Below are 15,835 nucleotides of genomic sequence, written 5' to 3' on the forward strand. Positions count from 1 at the left end.
GATGATTGCCATATGACTAAATACAAGTCCACATCCGAAGTCATGAAAATAATCAGTGACAAAGATAAGATCCGTAACTTTGGTGTTATTGCACATGTTGACCATGGTAAAACTACTATGAGTGATAGTCTTTTAGCACACTCTGGAATTATCTCTCCATCAACTGCAGGAAGTGCATTGGCAATGGACTCTATGAAAGCAGAGCAAGAAAGAGGAATTACAATTGTTCAGGCTAACGTTACATTACACTATCAACAAGATGATGATGACTATGTCATTAACATGATTGACACTCCTGGTCACGTAGACTTTTCTGGTCGTGTAATTAGAAGTCTTAGGGCAATTGATGGTGCTGTAGTGGTATGTGATGCTGTAGAAGGCATCATGACTCAAACTGAAACAGTAACTAGAATGTCTCTTGAAGAGCGAGTAAGACCTGTTTTGTATATCAACAAAATTGATAGATTAATCAAAGAACTAAGATTAACTCCTGAAAAAATGCAAGAAACCTTGGCTGGTGTTGTTGCAAACTTTAATGAATTAATTGACACTTATGCTGAAGATGAATACAAAGAAAAATGGAAAGTATCTATCCAAGATGGAAGTGTAACATTTGGCTCTGCAAAAGACAAATGGGCAATTAATGTAGATATAATGAAGAAAAAAGGTGTCACATTCAATGATGTAATTGAGGCTTATTCTGATTCTGGTAAAGTTGAAGATTTAGTAGAAAAGGCACCATTAGCTGAAGGTGTACTTGGAATGGTAGTAAAACATCATCCGCCACCACATATAGCACAGAAATACAGAATTCCAAAAATCTGGAAGGGTGATTTAGAATCTGATACCGGTAAAGCACTTCTTGCTTGTGACGATAATGGTCCTACAATTATGATGTGTGTAAACATGACAATTGATCCTGCTGCAGGTCCTGTAGCAATTGGAAGATTATTTTCTGGAACAATCAAAGATGGTCAAACAATTAACATTATTGATACAAAGCGTGAAGGACGTGTTCAATCTGTAAACTTTTTCATGTCTAATGTAAGAGAACAGGTTGGTGAGCTTGGTGCAGGAAATATTCCTGCATTACTTGGATTGACTGATGTTCGTGCAGGTCAAACAATTTCAACCGTAAAGGACATTCCGGTATTTGAGGCATCAAAATATGTTTCAGAACCTGTTGTACAAATGGCAATTGAACCAAAGCACCCAAAAGATTTACCAAAACTTGTTGAAGTTTTAAGAAAATTAACTATTGAGGATCCAAACCTTGTAATTAAAATCGATGAAGAAAGTGGTGAAACAATCATGGCTGGAATGGGTGTTCTACACCTTGATGTAGCAGTCAATTTAATCAAAGATGCTAAAGTCGAAATTGTAACTTCTGAACCATTAATCAATTACAGAGAGACAATTAACGGTGGTTGTGAACCTGTAATGGCAAAATCACCAAATCGTCATAATAAAATTTTCATGAAAGTTGAACCATTAGAACCTGAAATCGCTGAAATGTGTAGAAACGGAACTCTCAGTGAAATGAAGGATAAAAAAGAAACTGCTCAAATATTACGTGATAAAGGTTGGTCACCAGATGTGGCAAAGAAGGTAATGAGATTTGATTCTCGTGGAAATGTAATGATTAATGGAACAAAAGGTGTTCAGTTCGTAGATGAATCTACTGATTCACTATTATCTGGATTTGATGAAGTAATGAGTGAAGGTGGTCTTACAAAAGAACAGGTAAGAAACTGTAAATTCACATTCACACACTTTGTTCCTCATGAAGACACCGCCCATAGGGGATTGTCTCAAATTGGGCCTGCATCAAGACGTGCATGCCTTGCAGCATTTTTGTCTGCAGAACCTGTATTATTAGAACCAATGCTTGCAATTGAAGTTCGTGTTCCAACTGATCTAATTGGAAATGTTTCATCAGTATTACAAGGAAAACGTGGTAAAGTTTTGGATATGCAACAAAAAGGTGCAACAAGTATTGTTATCGGTGAAGTTCCTGCAGTTGAAACATTTGATATTTCTGAAAAAATGCGTGGCCAAACTGCTGGTAAAGCAATGTGGAATACACATTTCAAAGCATGGACTCCAGTTCCAAAATCAATTGCTGCAACTCTAACTGAAGATATACGAAAGAGAAAGGGATTAAGTCCAAATCCACCTGTTGCAACTGAATTTATCGATAGAGACTAATGGTCAAAATCGAAACATTTGACGCGAATACTTTTTGGAATAAATCTTATGCACACCAACGTGGTAAATTACTAAAACGTGTCCAAGTACCTGATGATCAAATTAAGATATTGGTAAACAAGCAATATCTTGAACTCCCAGCACCACTTCGTTATGAAATTGAGACTAGTGGAATAAAAAAAACAGAACTCGGCTAATCTTTCTTTACTTTTAATCTTGTAGCAACGTTGTACGTTTCATCATTTTTCACTACCTTGGTTAATTTAGGATTTGAGAATGATGCAATCTTTGCATCTTTGAGTTTTTTGCAGAGGTTTCGTATTGTCACGCTACTGATATTTGCAGCCTTTGATACTTGAGTTTGTGAAACTTTTTCGCCATTTGTTATTGCTGCAAGATATACTACCGTTGCAGCCATTGCAACCGGATTCTTACCGCTTGTTATCATCAATTCTTCTGCTTTAATCAGAAATTTTATTGCATCTCGTTTGGTTTTTTCTGTAGCGCCTACCTCTGTAGTAATTCTTGTGATAAAGCTCACTGGGTTATACGTCTCAAGTGTTAAATCAAGATCTCTTACTAACATCCTGTAAATTCTATGTATGCTTGTTCTTCGGAGATTTGTTGCTTCGGCAACATCTTGAATGGTTCTTGGTGTGTTTGTGAATCGGCATGATGCGTATACACATGCACTTAAGATTACGGGAATACTTCTGCCTCTTCCAATTTTCTTTGCCAATGTCTTTCTGTAAATGTATGCTGCCTGTTCTACTGCTGCATCTGAAAGTGATAGTTTTGCTTTGAGTCCTTCCAAAAGTGTGAATGCTTTTTGCATATTTCTATGACCTGGCATAGCCTTGCTGTTCTTATCCCACATTCGTAGTCGGTAAAATGTTCTCTTCATTTCTCCACTAAGATTTTTACCTGTTGCATCTTTGTCTGATTGCTGAATCACTGTGGATAATCCCATGTCATTAAATGCAAGTGTGGATTTTCTTCCTGTTCTTGATTTTGACATATAATCTTCGCCAGACTGGGCTGACTCTGGACCTAACTCTGCCATATTTTGTGATACAACTTGGCCACATGATGAGCACATCACTTCTCCAGTTGTACTGTCAGTTACTAAGAGAACATCTTTACACTTACTGTTGTTACAAATGTGATCGTTGGATTCAGAATCTTTGTTCACCCTTTGTAAATAGTGCTTTGAACTTATTAGGAATGGCTTCTAGTGTTAATTTTTTTTCTTTAGCACTATTATTCTTCAGTTTTGTTTTGATGATGAAGATTCACCATGATAAATGACATTTCTTTTAGAAATTCATATTCTCCATTTGACCAAGAATACTTGTTTGCATTTTCCCAAAAATCTTGTTTTAGGTTAGAATCTTCAGTTTGCATATCAAATAATAGATTTTGATCTATAATACGCAAATTGCCTCTTCTGATTGACAAAAATGCTCAAAAAAATTGATCCATTTCTCATCAAAATTGATTTTGTGCTGAGTTTAGGTCAATCAAATCCACACAGAATCACATTTACGCATATGGGCATACTTGACTGTATGAAAGCAAGATTTAACGGAAAGTGTCAAAGTTGCGGCGGAGACATCCACAAAGGAAAGGAAATTGCCCGAAATGCAGATGATGTCTGGGTTCACAAACATTGCGTTGAAGAGTTAGTGGATTTACCTTAAATCATATATCCACGGTTTTTTTATTTTTAGCATGCTGATTAATCCTGTAGATCTTCTACTGTGGACATTCAGAAGAAATGAAAATGATGTTGTAAAACTGTATGATGCATTATCTCCGATTATGGAGGTATCGACTGGTGGGGATATGCTGAATTTTGGATTTTGGGATGAAACCACTCTTCATCCTGTAGATGCTCAAAAACGCTTATGTGAAATGATGAGTGATATGGCTCAAATTTCTTCGGCAGAAATAATTGCTGATGTTGGAAGTGGAATTTTAGGTCCTGCAAAAATATGGAATTCACAATACCCTTCATTACAAATCTCATCTGTAAATGTAAATTTCTCTCAATTGGCATCAGTTGAGCCTAGCAATATCTCAAAACTCAATTCCACTGCACGAATGCTTCCTTTTTCAAACTCATCTTTAGATCGTGTAATTGCATTAGAATCTGCACAACATTTCAAACCTATAGGAGACTTTTTCTCCGAATCAAATCGTGTCTTAAAAGATGATGGAATTCTTGCCATAGCAATTCCAACTGCTACTGAAAATTCTAATTTGAGTAACCTTGGAATATTGAAATTCACCTGGTCATCTGAACATTACTCGCAAAAAAATATTGTAAATGAAATTTCTAAAAATGGATTTGAAATCATAGAATCAAATGAAATTGGAAAAAATATCTATTCTCCACTTGCTGAATATTATCTCAACAATCGTGATGAATTACAGAAAAAAATTCTTTCCCGTTATTCTAAATATGTAGAAAAAATACTTTTTGAATCCATGAAAAAAATGCAATCTGCATCTGAAAAAGGATTGATCGGCTATTCAATGCTAAAATGTAAAAAATTAGCACTAGACTCACGCTAGTGCATAACTATTAAATATCATAATCGGGTATTTACTTCATGGGCGCATCATGTAAAGGAATATGCACACAGCACAAAGTAACCAAGGTTCCAAATTCAATGAAATATCAATTTGGACTAAAACGTTGCAGTTGGTGCGAAGTATGGCTTGACACCGAAGAGATTCGATGTCCTTGTTGCAAAATGATTTTGAGAACAAAATCTAGAAACAAGAAACGGAAAAGTTTACCAATGGCACAACCAACAACTCCAACTGTTGCTGCGTAAAATGAATTCCAATAATCAAACTAACGAGATTTCAAAAAACTCGTCGATAAAACCGGCTGTCATAATCGGCGCCGGGGTCGGCGGTTTATCCATTGCAACACTTTTGGTTAACGACGGACATCCTGTTTCTGTTTATGAAAAATCTGACAGAGTAGGTGGTCGAACCGCCTCCATGAAATTTAAAAACCACATTTTAGATAACGGATTTCACATTATGCCGTTTTACAAAAAATCTGCAATCTATGAAATTCTAAAAGATGTCAAGATAGAATCTAGACTAAAACTCGCAATTGTTGATAAAATTGCATTTTACGATGATGGATTTCACACTTACCCAAAAGGCATTGCAGATATTCTCAAAATGTCTCTCATACCATTCAAAAGTAGAATATCCTTATTGAAAATACTATTGCCTATGGCTTTCACCAGTATGGAAAAAGCCGAACAGCTAGATTCTGTGCCTTTAACTCAGGTTACATCCAAGCTTGATTTTCATTCTAAACAATTTTTTGATGCAGTCTGTATGCTTGCATTTGCCGACACTCCTGATCATATCTCTCTCGGTGAATTTGCAAGAACCATAATTCGTGCAAATCCCTTCAAAGGAGGAACAAGCGAATTTGCATATCCTGACATGGGTGGATATGACAGAATTAGTGAGGTAATGGCAAATTACGTCAAAGAGAAAAACTCTCAAGTAAATCTTGGGCATTCAATCAAAAAGGTCCTTGTAAAAGATAGAAAAGTAACTGGAGTTGAATTATCTACTGGAGAGATAGTTGAAAGCGACTGCGTAATTATCTCGTATCCTGCATATCATGCAATAAACCAATTATTTGATTCTGGAATTTTTGATGATGATTTTATCAAAAAAACAAATCGTCTCAATAAAACTACGTCTGTCGTAGAAGTTCATTTTGCATTATCAAAGCAGTTGGATGAACGCCAAGTTGTTTTTCCCGTAGGTGAAAACTATGTTTCAAAAGGAATATTCTTCATCTCAAACATCACTCCTTCTGTATCTCCAAAAGGGGAACATCTCATAATCGTTGGCACTCCTGTAAAACCCGAGGAAACTGAAAATCCCACTCGGATCAAAGAAATTGTATCTAAAATGAAGCAAGAATTGTCTGAGATTTATCCAGATTTTGATGATTCGTTACTTTGGGATAGGCCCATGGCATGGAAACTTGTAGAGGCTGTTGTAAAAGAACCAGGATTAGTATGGAAAAACAAAATGCCACATTCTGTTTCCAATGTTGATGGTCTGTTTTTTGTGGGCGATTCAACAATAAGCTATGGAATCGGAACTGATTCTGCAGCACACAGTGCTGTATTAGCACATCCATTGATACAAAAACATCTTTCTTCACTGTGATTGGTTTTTTGCATAATTAGCAAATTCATCTAAAACCATTTTCATGCTACTCTCAATTTTACTTTTAGCAAACATTCCTAAAATTTTTAATCCGCCTGATAACACAAAATCAACTTCGATCGTAACCTTTGTCTTATCTCCTACTTTTTCATATTTTTCGTCAAATGTTGTGCCTTTGGCTTGACCATCTAGCATTTTTACGATATGTCTATCTGGTTTTTCTATTACATGTTCTGTAGTAACATTAACTGTTTTCCCGAGAAATCTCAAAGTTTCAAAAATCTTTGTTGTATTTCCATCTCTCTCAACAATCTTCAACTCTAGAAAATATTCTGGCAATATCTCTGTAAATCGTTCATAATCTGTACTAATTGCAAAAAATTTGTCTCTATCAATATCCACTAACTTTGTAAAAGAAAATTTTGGCATACGTTTTTTGATAATTTATTGAATTAAAGTTTAAAGAATTGCGTTGTTAGGCACTAGAAGCCTAATTAGCACTTGCTTATATATTGTAAATACGTTGATTGTTTAATGAAAGTACTACTCGCGGGAATTGCTAGTGTTTTACTATTAACCTCATTGGTTGGTAGTGTAGATGCAAACAATGTCCCTGACTGGGTAAAGAACAATGCAGGATGGTGGGCTGAAGGTCAAATTGATGATACTGCATTTGTTTCTGGTGTTCAATACATGATTGAAAATGGAATAATCAATGTTCCATCAACTACCAGAAGTTCAGGTACCTCTGACACTATTCCAAGTTGGGTAAAGAACAATGCAGGATGGTGGGCTGATGGTACATTAACTGAAAATGAATTTGTAAACGCACTTCAATATTTGATTAAAATGGGAATCATGAAGGTTAGCGCAAGCGCTGTTAGTGATGACGGTGCAGCAAAATCTCAGTATCAAGCCGCTCCTAAAGAAACCACAAAACAACAATCATCTGGTAACGCAGATCTTGACGAAATGTTAGCACAATGTCAGGGTGGAGAAAATAAAAGAGAAATTCGTGAATGTGAAAAAACAATCAAAGATGAATACAAACTAACAACATACATGAATGACGGTCAAAAATACCAACTTGGTAATGTAGCAATTTATTATGTTTCAGACTGGCAAGAGGAAACTCGCAAAGGTGTAAAACAATACAATAACATTGCATACACTGCAACTGGACAACCTCTCTTAAACTTACAAATCCTGGTTCAAAACACTGGAACTTCAAATGAGACTTTAATGTGTACAAGTCCTTCCATATGTAACTATTCTGTATGGGATGGAGGTAAAAAATGGGTCAACTCTGGCTCTGACTTTACATCTGGTAACATTGTACTAAAACCAGGTCAAGCTAAATTTGCAAATATCTTATGGGGTCCTGCAATAGGTTATGGAAGTTATGAAAACTTTGAATATGATTCGGGTAAAGATTACTACTTGAGAATATCTGAGCCATTTGGAAAACTAGATCTTCCTTTGAATCTTGTAGTTGTTCCATAACATCTCTCTCTTTTTCTTATGATGAAAAATGTCTGACATAATTTGGGGAACTGTAACAAAAATAATCTCAACTAATTCATTTGAGATGAACGTCTCACACCAAAAGGACACTAATCAAGATGGCTATCAAGATGTGGAGGAAATTAATTTCACGGAAATTGATATTCCAAGTATTCCTGTTGATGAAAACTCTAGAAATATTTCACAAATTAAGGAAAATCTTAAGGATAAATTTGTAAAATGTGAAATTTCAGGCAGAAACTCTGAAAATAGACTTGTCTGTGTAGTCTCTCATTCCGGAGCGGGAGGATACTGATGTGGACTCCTCAAACCCTGTTTGAATCGGATTCGTATGATGACCTGATTACTGGAAAAATTCCTGCCTTGATAGTTCCTGAAATTTTATCAAAAACTGAATGTTCATCATTATGTAATAGAATTACAAATAATCAAACAACAAATGGAAATCCTAGAAGATTTGGTACCTCTCTTAGCTCTCACATTTATGAAAAGTCAAAATATTTTTCAAATGCCCAACGGTCAAATGACTCTTTAAAAAAATTATTTGCAGAAAATATTTCCCCTCTAATTGCTATGCGAAATGCTATCTCAAAAAAATTCCAAAAGCAACTTACTACCGCAATTGAAAATGGCATGTCCTACTCAGATGCGGTAATTCGAATTCATGGTAATGATGATTCTGTACATCTACATCGTGATAATTCTAATTTTGAGATGAGCGATTATAATGTAAGTAATCTTAAAAATCAATTATCTGCAATTTTGTATCTTCAATCTCCGGAACAAGGTGGAGAATTAACAATCTATCATAAGCTGTGGAATAAAGAGGATGAGCGTATGCGAGAACCTGATTTTGGATATTCCTCTGCTTTGATCGAAGATGTCCATAAAACAAAAATTTCGCCTATTGAAGGAAATATGGTTTTATTAAATCCAAAGTTTTACCATCAAATTGAATCTGTATCTGGATCGAGATCTCGTATATCTATTGGATTCTTCTTTGGAGAGTTGTCTAAAAATTATCTTTGCTCTTGGTCTTGATTATTTTACAAATATTTCCATAGTATCAAACTTGTTTTGGTTGTTTGCAATCTCTGAAAATAGTATGTCAGAATCTATCTCTATTAATTTTGACTCACCATTGAATTTGAGATGATCTTCTACGTAAACACCTGATGGTCCTGAAACTCTAACCAATATCTCATTGTCAGTAACTCCCATAACTGCAAACGGAACCTTGATGATTTTTTCGTTGGCCTGTGCATGAATGCTTATTGTATATTCAATGTCATGAAATATCGCTTTTCCTTGATAGCCTCCTTCATTTGCATTGAGATATTTTATTCTCAGCTTGAATGGTAGTTTTAGTTCCATGAAAAATATGGGCAGATTTACCTATTTAACAAACGCAAAAAAATTCACTGTTAGCACTAGTATTTGTGCCTAGAAAAAGACACTATACAATATGAGTATCCATGCGTTAAATCCTCAAACGTACATAGATAATTATGAAGAAAATTGTAGTCATTGTAATATTTTGTTTGTTAATGTTACCCGCATCTGCATTCGGGCATAAACTGATTCCTACAGATGGAACTAACATTGATTATGAATCTGCACTAAATATTCCTGATCCTGTAATTTCATGGGCAATGTATGAGGAATTAGAAGATAACGCATTATTTTACAAATTTGATGCAAAAAAAGATGACAGACTTTTCAGTAGCATTGTAATACCAAAATTAGATAATCTTGAAAATTTTACTCCTTCACTTGTATTGATAGGGCCATCTACGTTCCTTGATTTGGTAGATGAGCTTAAAGTAATGGATGTTGACAAAAATTTTGATTATCCTATTCCGGATGGTTATGATGCTTATGTTTTTGATTACAATGGTCCTATTCCTTCAAAAGAATTCTACGAACCATTTGGACAAGTAACCTACTGGGAAAGACAAGAAATTGACCTAGAGATAGAAGCTCCCGGAACATATTATATGGCTGTTTTTGACAAGAATGGCTCAACAGGAAAACTTGCAGTCGCAATAGGCTACGTGGAAGATTTTTCTGGAAATGACTTTGTCACTGTATTACCAAATGCATGGCTTGAATCGAGATATTTTTCTGAAGATTATTCACAGCTGTTCATAATGGTGGGAATTTTATTAGGAATATTTGGATTAATTGGTTTTGGCATATACAGAAAAATTAAACGAAAATGAATATTATCTAGGACACATTGCTCTAATTAGTGGAAAACAAATTTCAGAAAATGCTTGAACAGGCATCCGATCTTGCTGAAGATCAGGAATATGAAGAGGCCATACTTTTGTATGATAAAATTCTAGACTCTGATCCAAAACTTATTCCTGCATTGTTGGACAAAGCTGCAACATTACAAAGAATGGGAAAAAACTCTCAATCATTCCAAATTTATAATTCCATTTTAAAAGAGGATTCAAATAATTTGGATGCATTGATTGGAAAAGGAACCTTACTACATGCAAAATCAAAATTTTCAGAAGCCATAGAGTGTTATGATTCTGCTTTGAAGATTAAACCTCGTTTTGCAATGGCGCTTGCATGTAAAGGAATGTCTCTTGGTGAAATTGGTCAACTAAAATCTGCTTTATCTTGCTTCAAAAAGGCACTCACAATAGACAAGGACTATGATTTAGCAAATATGGGTAAACAAAAGGCTCTGGAACTACTAAAATCACAAAAATCTAAAAAATAGAGACATCGCCTGGTGCTGGGCCTCTTTTCTTCTCATGGTACTCGAAATAGTCCTTATGTGCTGTATCTTGATGTTTTCGTAGATCTTCGTAGTCATCAAATGTATCGTGACACAAAAAACACTTTGGTTTATCTTCGTCGACTAACGGTAATACCATACTAAAATTTGGTTTGCATTGTTTTATATTTTCACTGTTACTAAATTATTCATGTTAGAAGAGTTAGTTGGAAGTTCAACTGCAATTGAGCGTGCAATAAAGGGTGAAGAACTAACATTTGACGACGGAATGGAAATACTAAACGATGATAATCTCCATGTAGTTGGGGCAGCAGCTGATATTGTCAGAAAAAAACTAGTTGGAGATACTGTGTCATTTGCAGCCTCTTATTACATGAATTACACTAACTTGTGTGCCGCAAGTTGTCAAATGTGTGCATTTTATCGTAAAGGTGGAGAAGACGATGCTTACACGTTAACGCCTGATCAAATAGAAAAACGAGTTGCGGCTGCAAAAGATTTGGGTGCAACTGAAGTTCACATTGTAGGTGGGTTTCATCCTGATTTACAACTTGATTATTATGAACAGATGATGTCTGCAATAAAACAAAAACATCCCGATATGACTATCAAAGCATTTACTGCTGCAGAAATTTTCTTTCTCTCAAAACTAACAAAAAATTCTATACCTGAAATTTTATCCAGACTAAAAGCTGCAGGTCTTGATTCAATGCCTGGTGGAGGTGCTGAATTATTTCATCCTGACGTTAGATCAAAAATTATTCGAGGAAAGTGTACTGGGCAACAATGGCTTGACACAATTGAAGTAGCGCATAATCTTGGAATAAAAAGTAATGTCACAATGCTTTATGGTCACATAGAAAAACCAGAACATGTTGTTGATCATCTCATTAAGATAAGAGAGTTACAAAAAAAGACTAACGGATTCATTACTTTGATTCCGTTAAAATTCAGTCTTGATAACACAGAACTAGAAAAAGAACACAAAGTTACTCACGAATCTTCCTCAATTTATGATCTGAAAATTATTGCATTGTCACGGTTGATGCTTGCACAAACACTCAAGAACATTTCTGTATATTGGGTTGCTTATGGAACAAAGCTTGCCCAAGTTGCATTGTCACATGGTGGAAATGATTTGGTAGGCACTGCATTTTCTGAGGAAATTTATCGTGCAGCAGGTAAGCCTACAAATTCTTCTTTATTGGAATTGGCAACTTTAGCTAAAGAGATTGGACGAAAACCTATTCAACGAAATACATTCTTTAAAACTCTTCAAACCTTTACTTAGTTGCAGGCTTTTTTTCAGTTTTCTTTGCACCGCCCTTTCTTTTCCTACGTGCTCCGAAACTAATCAAAATTAGTAAAAATCCGACTCCGACCAAAATCCCTGCAAGTGTTTTAAAATCTTCATTCTCTCTTTCATTCACCATAAACTCATACTTCTCTTCTTCAGTCATTCCCTCCCGACCGATTGGTGTCATGTCTGCTAGAACACCTGAAAGTATCATTCCAACTACAATCATTGAAACTCCTCCTGCTAAAATTTTCTTATCCACTAACATTACATAATTTAGGAAATCTAGATTTAATTAACAATTCGCCAGAATTCTCATATGGCCCAACTTCCAAACTTCACAAGCAAGGTTTTCTTGGCTCCTATGGCCGGAGTTAGTGATCCTGCGTTACGTATAATGTGTAAAAAAATGGGTGCAGGTCTTGTCGTAACTGAACTTACTAGCGTTAATGCTATTGTTGCAAAACATGAACAGCTAGAATCTCAATCAAAAAATATAACTGAATTTATTGAATTTTCTGAAAAAGAACGTCCACTATCTGTTCAATTATTTGGCTCTGATATTGCGGCATTAGAAAAGGCAGCAAAAATCGTTGAACCTCATTTTGATATGATTGATTATAACATGGGTTGTCCTGCCCCACATATTACAAAACAAATGGCAGGTGGTGCATTATTACAAAATGCAGATTTAACACGTCAAATATTTCGCACTCTTGTTAATGCTGTAAAAAAACCAATTTCATTAAAAATGAGAATTGGTGTTACTGAGGAAAACAATTCACTCTTTTTAGACATTGCAAAAATTGCAGAACAAGAAGGGATTGGAATGATGACATTGCATCCTCGAACTGTATCTCAAGGATATTCTGGTCATGCTGATTGGGATATGATTAAAAAGTTGAAACAAAATGTTTCTGTACCTGTTGTTGGAAATGGTGATATCACTTCTCCTGAAATTGCAAAAAAGGTTCTAGATTACACCGAATGTGATTATCTCATGATTGGTAGAGGTGCGATGGGTAATCCATTTATTTTTGAACAAATTAATGACTATCTTGAAAGTGGAGTATACAAAAAATACACCCTGACTGATAGACTGGAAGCATTTGTTACGTATCTTGAACTTACAGAAAAATATCATATTAGATTTGCAAACATCAAACAACAGGCGATACGATTTACAAAAGGAACTGTTGGTGGTGGACAACTTCGCAATAGACTTAGTGCTGCAACAAACACTGATGATCTAAAAGAATTGCTTTTGCAAAAAGTGACTGTTTAATCACTTGTATAGGTCAAATTCTGGACTTCTTTTCTGACTTTTTACCTCTGACATTACTGCCTTTACAACCTCGTTGTGGTTGTATGTCAAATGTCTGAGGAACTTTGCTGATATGTCTGCTCTTGTTTCATCGTCTGCAAAAAGCATCTCTTCAGATGCCAACTCGTTCATCATTTCTTTGCATTCTACACAAGGTTCGAAATCCAAGAAAAGCTTCATGAACTATTTTCGTCTCTGGATAATATTAACTAGATCCTGACTTGATAACATCAGAACTAGAATTCTTCGTCATCGATGAAAAGTCCAGAGTAATCATATGTTGAATCATTATTTTGGTTTGTTTTCATGTATAGAGTATGTGAATTTTGAATATAAGCAGTATGAACAATTTATCTTTGATTCATTTTTTGAAAAAATACTTGGTAAACATACAAAATTCTACATGGTTTTTTATCGGAATAATTTTATTAATTTTAGGTTCATTTGTAACCATTTTTGATTATCCTCAGATTCAATATTTTGAAAATATGGATTCAGAGATGTATGCAACTTTGGAATCTGAACAAAAAGAAATTCACAATCGATTAATAATTGAATTTTCAGTTGGACTTGTTATCCTTCTAGCAGGTGGGGCATCATTCATTATGTCCTTTTTTAAAAATTCTAAGAAATAATTAGAGTGGTTTTGAAATCTTCAATTCAAAGTCGAGAACTAACCCTTTTTCTTTTGCCATTTCAAACATTAATCTGACAGCCTTTTCTCCTGCCTCGCCCATATCTACAGTAACTTCATTGACATACATTAGAACAAATTTCTCAATTAATTCTCGTGATTTACCTCTACTATACTTCATTGCATAATCTAGTGCATCTGGTATGTTATCTCTTGCAAATTTGATGGATTCTTGCAAATATTTATCAAATTTGTAAATTAACTCCTCACCTAATTTCTCACTCATCACATTAACCCCTAACGGGACAGGTAACCCTCCTGATTTTTCATGCCACCATTCGCCTACATCAAGAATTTTTTGTATACCTTCTTCGCCAAATGATAACTGGGTTTCATGAATTACCAACCCGACATCTACCTTTCCACTTCTGACCGCCTCTGGAATATCACTAAAATTCATTTCAACATAATCGAATTTTCCAATCATTAACTGCAAAAGTAAATACGCTGATGTCATCTCTCCTGGAATGGCAATCTTTGATTTTTTTATTTCCTCAATCGTCATTGGTTTTGTTGCCGTAACAATCGGTCCATAATTAATTCCAAAACTTCCTCCACTTCTTAGCATCACATAATTTGGAATGTATGCGCATGCATGAACAGAAACTGCAGTAACATCAAGTTCTGGATTCTTTGCTTTTTTATTCAAATTTTCAATATCTTCTATGACATGTGTGACAGAGAAATCATCCGATTTTACTTTATCAGTAAACATTGCATAAAACATGAATGCATCATCAGAATCTGGTGTATGTCCTACAGAAATGTCCACAATCTTAAAGCATATTTCTCGTAATAATAACCAAAGTTTTCTGGATATATAATAAATAAGATGTAGTTGTATACTTAGTTATGATCTGCTCTAGCTGTGAAAACCACAAACACTTTGAGTGTATTGATTGTCAAAACAACCATACCACCGAATTATGCGACTGTGATTGTCATCTGTCAGAACACGAACATAAACACGAAGATTAACATATTAGTTCTAAAGATATTTTTCTGCTATGGAAGATGATCCTCATTCTGATGAAGAAATTTTAGAAATTTTAAAGATGAAAAAAGTTGCAGTTGTAGGAATGTCAAAAAATCCTGATAAGGCTGCACATTACGTCCCAAAATATCTACATGATAATGGATATGATATCACTCCTGTAAATCCAAATGCAGATGTTATTTTGAAAAAACAATGTTATGATGAAATAACTGACGTTCCTGATGATGTTGACATTGTAGATGTATTCCGACCCTCAGATCAGGTAATGCCAATCATTAAAGAAGCAATTAAGAAAAAGCCCAAAGTAATTTGGCTTCAAGAAGGAATACACAACGAAGAAGCAGAAAAACTCGCTCGAGATGCAGGAATTGATGTTGTGTATAATCGATGCATGTTGGCAGAACATAGAAGGTTATCCTAATGTCTGACAATACCTTCCAAGCATTTTATGAAGAATTGAAAATTTTGGTAGAAAAGTTTGAAAAAAGACAAATGCAAATAAAAGTTGAATCTGACCTTGATTACGATTCTGTAAAAATTTTTGGTGAAAAGATGGATTCTGTAACTCGTGCAAAGCTTGGAGTTGAAGATGCTGCCGAATTGGCATATACGACTGCAGAACATCATCCTTACTGGGCTGTACTATACAATTGTACAGAAATCACAAAAACTATTCTTGAAAAATGGAAAGATGAAGTAACCTCTGAACAATTAGAAGAAATGAAATGGAATCTAAAAGAGATTCAAAACAGTATTTCAAATATAGAAAATAAAATCAAAAAATAATCAGATAAATACAATCAATACCAAAAACC

General features: G+C 34.9%; 23 protein-coding genes. 16 read left to right on the top strand and 7 right to left on the bottom strand.

Annotated elements, in window-relative coordinates; translation table 11 throughout:
• Positions 1 to 12 precede the first annotated feature (12 nt).
• Entirely contained in the window at positions 13 to 2,208 is a 2,196-nt protein-coding gene (locus tag T478_RS02940; RefSeq protein ID WP_048105057.1) for an elongation factor EF-2, read from the top strand.
• A complete protein-coding gene (locus T478_RS02945; RefSeq protein ID WP_048105060.1) occupies positions 2,208 to 2,405 on the top strand; it encodes a hypothetical protein in 198 nt (65 codons plus the stop codon). Before T478_RS02940 ends, T478_RS02945 begins: the two co-directional genes overlap by 1 nt.
• Here the strand turns inward: T478_RS02945 and T478_RS02950 are convergent.
• Positions 2,402 to 3,400 carry a transcription initiation factor IIB gene (locus T478_RS02950; protein ID WP_238573655.1) on the bottom strand — a complete coding sequence of 333 codons (999 nt, stop codon included), beginning with the start codon at positions 3,398 to 3,400 and terminating at the stop codon, positions 2,402 to 2,404. The genes T478_RS02945 and T478_RS02950 overlap by 4 nt on opposite strands.
• Before the next feature lie 68 nt (positions 3,401 to 3,468).
• Positions 3,469 to 3,612, bottom strand: coding sequence for a hypothetical protein (locus T478_RS07625; protein ID WP_160271566.1), 144 nt, complete (start codon positions 3,610 to 3,612; stop codon positions 3,469 to 3,471).
• 56 nt (positions 3,613 to 3,668) lie between these two features.
• Here T478_RS07625 and T478_RS02960 point away from each other — a divergent pair, with 56 nt between their 5' ends.
• From T478_RS02960 to T478_RS02975, 4 genes are read left to right on the top strand one after another with little or no spacing between them, the layout of a single operon-like run.
• Positions 3,669 to 3,908: a hypothetical protein gene (locus tag T478_RS02960; protein WP_048105066.1), complete on the top strand. Its 240-nt coding sequence runs from the start codon at positions 3,669 to 3,671 to the stop codon at positions 3,906 to 3,908.
• A 31-nt stretch (positions 3,909 to 3,939) separates the two neighbouring features.
• Entirely contained in the window at positions 3,940 to 4,785 is an 846-nt protein-coding gene (locus tag T478_RS02965) for a methyltransferase domain-containing protein (protein WP_048105068.1), read from the top strand.
• 38 nt (positions 4,786 to 4,823) lie between these two features.
• The gene (locus T478_RS02970) at positions 4,824 to 5,051 is read left to right on the top strand and encodes a hypothetical protein (protein ID WP_048105072.1); all 228 of its coding nucleotides are present in this window, start codon (positions 4,824 to 4,826) and stop codon (positions 5,049 to 5,051) included.
• A 1-nt stretch (position 5,052) separates the two neighbouring features.
• Positions 5,053 to 6,429 carry a phytoene desaturase family protein gene (locus T478_RS02975; RefSeq protein WP_048105074.1) on the top strand — a complete coding sequence of 459 codons (1,377 nt, stop codon included), beginning with the start codon at positions 5,053 to 5,055 and terminating at the stop codon, positions 6,427 to 6,429.
• On the opposite strand, the gene T478_RS02980 is transcribed toward T478_RS02975, so the two are convergent.
• On the bottom strand, positions 6,421 to 6,858 hold the full coding sequence (locus T478_RS02980; RefSeq protein ID WP_048105076.1) for a type II toxin-antitoxin system RatA family toxin: 438 nt from the start codon (positions 6,856 to 6,858) through the stop codon (positions 6,421 to 6,423). The two genes, T478_RS02975 and T478_RS02980, sit on opposite strands and share 9 nt — an antisense overlap.
• Positions 6,859 to 6,963: 105 nt before the next feature.
• Here T478_RS02980 and T478_RS02985 point away from each other — a divergent pair, with 105 nt between their 5' ends.
• From T478_RS02985 to T478_RS02995, 3 genes are read left to right on the top strand one after another with little or no spacing between them, the layout of a single operon-like run.
• The gene (locus T478_RS02985) at positions 6,964 to 7,932 is read left to right on the top strand and encodes a hypothetical protein (RefSeq protein ID WP_048105078.1); all 969 of its coding nucleotides are present in this window, start codon (positions 6,964 to 6,966) and stop codon (positions 7,930 to 7,932) included.
• 28 nt (positions 7,933 to 7,960) lie between these two features.
• Positions 7,961 to 8,248 carry a hypothetical protein gene (locus T478_RS02990; protein ID WP_048105082.1) on the top strand — a complete coding sequence of 96 codons (288 nt, stop codon included), beginning with the start codon at positions 7,961 to 7,963 and terminating at the stop codon, positions 8,246 to 8,248.
• Positions 8,248 to 8,994 carry a 2OG-Fe(II)-dependent halogenase WelO5 family protein gene (locus T478_RS02995; protein ID WP_048105083.1) on the top strand — a complete coding sequence of 249 codons (747 nt, stop codon included), beginning with the start codon at positions 8,248 to 8,250 and terminating at the stop codon, positions 8,992 to 8,994. The genes T478_RS02990 and T478_RS02995 overlap by 1 nt, the downstream gene beginning before the upstream one ends.
• Here the strand turns inward: T478_RS02995 and T478_RS03000 are convergent, their stop codons facing one another.
• Positions 8,995 to 9,327: a hypothetical protein gene (locus T478_RS03000; protein ID WP_048105085.1), complete on the bottom strand. Its 333-nt coding sequence runs from the start codon at positions 9,325 to 9,327 to the stop codon at positions 8,995 to 8,997. It abuts the gene before it with no gap.
• Between the two features lie 134 nt (positions 9,328 to 9,461).
• Between T478_RS03000 and T478_RS03005 the strand changes: the two genes are divergently transcribed.
• The 3 genes from T478_RS03005 (at position 9,462) to T478_RS03015 (ending at position 11,999) form a co-directional block, all read left to right on the top strand.
• Positions 9,462 to 10,175 (top strand): hypothetical protein, encoded by a 714-nt coding sequence (locus T478_RS03005; protein ID WP_048105087.1) that lies wholly within the window; start codon positions 9,462 to 9,464, stop codon positions 10,173 to 10,175.
• 29 nt (positions 10,176 to 10,204) lie between these two features.
• Positions 10,205 to 10,690 (top strand): tetratricopeptide repeat protein, encoded by a 486-nt coding sequence (locus T478_RS03010; RefSeq protein WP_048105089.1) that lies wholly within the window; start codon positions 10,205 to 10,207, stop codon positions 10,688 to 10,690.
• A gap of 208 nt (positions 10,691 to 10,898) precedes the next feature.
• Positions 10,899 to 11,999, top strand: coding sequence for a radical SAM protein (locus T478_RS03015; protein WP_048105091.1), 1,101 nt, complete (start codon positions 10,899 to 10,901; stop codon positions 11,997 to 11,999).
• On the opposite strand, the gene T478_RS03020 is transcribed toward T478_RS03015, so the two are convergent.
• Positions 11,992 to 12,273 carry a hypothetical protein gene (locus tag T478_RS03020; RefSeq protein WP_048105094.1) on the bottom strand — a complete coding sequence of 94 codons (282 nt, stop codon included), beginning with the start codon at positions 12,271 to 12,273 and terminating at the stop codon, positions 11,992 to 11,994. The genes T478_RS03015 and T478_RS03020 overlap by 8 nt on opposite strands.
• 51 nt (positions 12,274 to 12,324) lie before the next feature.
• Here T478_RS03020 and dusB point away from each other — a divergent pair, with 51 nt between their 5' ends.
• Positions 12,325 to 13,290 (top strand): tRNA dihydrouridine synthase DusB, encoded by a 966-nt coding sequence (gene dusB, locus T478_RS03025; RefSeq protein ID WP_048105095.1) that lies wholly within the window; start codon positions 12,325 to 12,327, stop codon positions 13,288 to 13,290.
• Here dusB and T478_RS03030 read toward each other — a convergent pair whose 3' ends face one another.
• Positions 13,291 to 13,509, bottom strand: a complete 219-nt coding sequence (locus T478_RS03030; protein ID WP_048105098.1) for a hypothetical protein — start codon at positions 13,507 to 13,509, stop codon at positions 13,291 to 13,293.
• 200 nt (positions 13,510 to 13,709) lie between these two features.
• Here T478_RS03030 and T478_RS03035 point away from each other — a divergent pair, with 200 nt between their 5' ends.
• Complete coding sequence (locus T478_RS03035) at positions 13,710 to 13,964, top strand: hypothetical protein (protein ID WP_238573657.1); 255 nt, start codon at positions 13,710 to 13,712, stop codon at positions 13,962 to 13,964.
• On the opposite strand, the gene T478_RS03040 is transcribed toward T478_RS03035, so the two are convergent.
• Entirely contained in the window at positions 13,965 to 14,795 is an 831-nt protein-coding gene (locus T478_RS03040; protein WP_048105105.1) for a menaquinone biosynthesis family protein, read from the bottom strand.
• Positions 14,796 to 15,030: 235 nt separating this feature from the next.
• Between T478_RS03040 and T478_RS03045 the strand changes: the two genes are divergently transcribed.
• Positions 15,031 to 15,441: a CoA-binding protein gene (locus tag T478_RS03045; protein ID WP_048105109.1), complete on the top strand. Its 411-nt coding sequence runs from the start codon at positions 15,031 to 15,033 to the stop codon at positions 15,439 to 15,441.
• Entirely contained in the window at positions 15,441 to 15,806 is a 366-nt protein-coding gene (locus tag T478_RS07545) for a hypothetical protein (RefSeq protein ID WP_048105111.1), read from the top strand. Before T478_RS03045 ends, T478_RS07545 begins: the two co-directional genes overlap by 1 nt.
• The last annotated feature ends 29 nt before the right edge of the window (positions 15,807 to 15,835 follow it).

Origin of the sequence: Candidatus Nitrosopelagicus brevis (assembly GCF_000812185.1) — an archaeon.
GTDB classification, from domain to species: domain Archaea; phylum Thermoproteota; class Nitrososphaeria; order Nitrososphaerales; family Nitrosopumilaceae; genus Nitrosopelagicus; species Nitrosopelagicus brevis.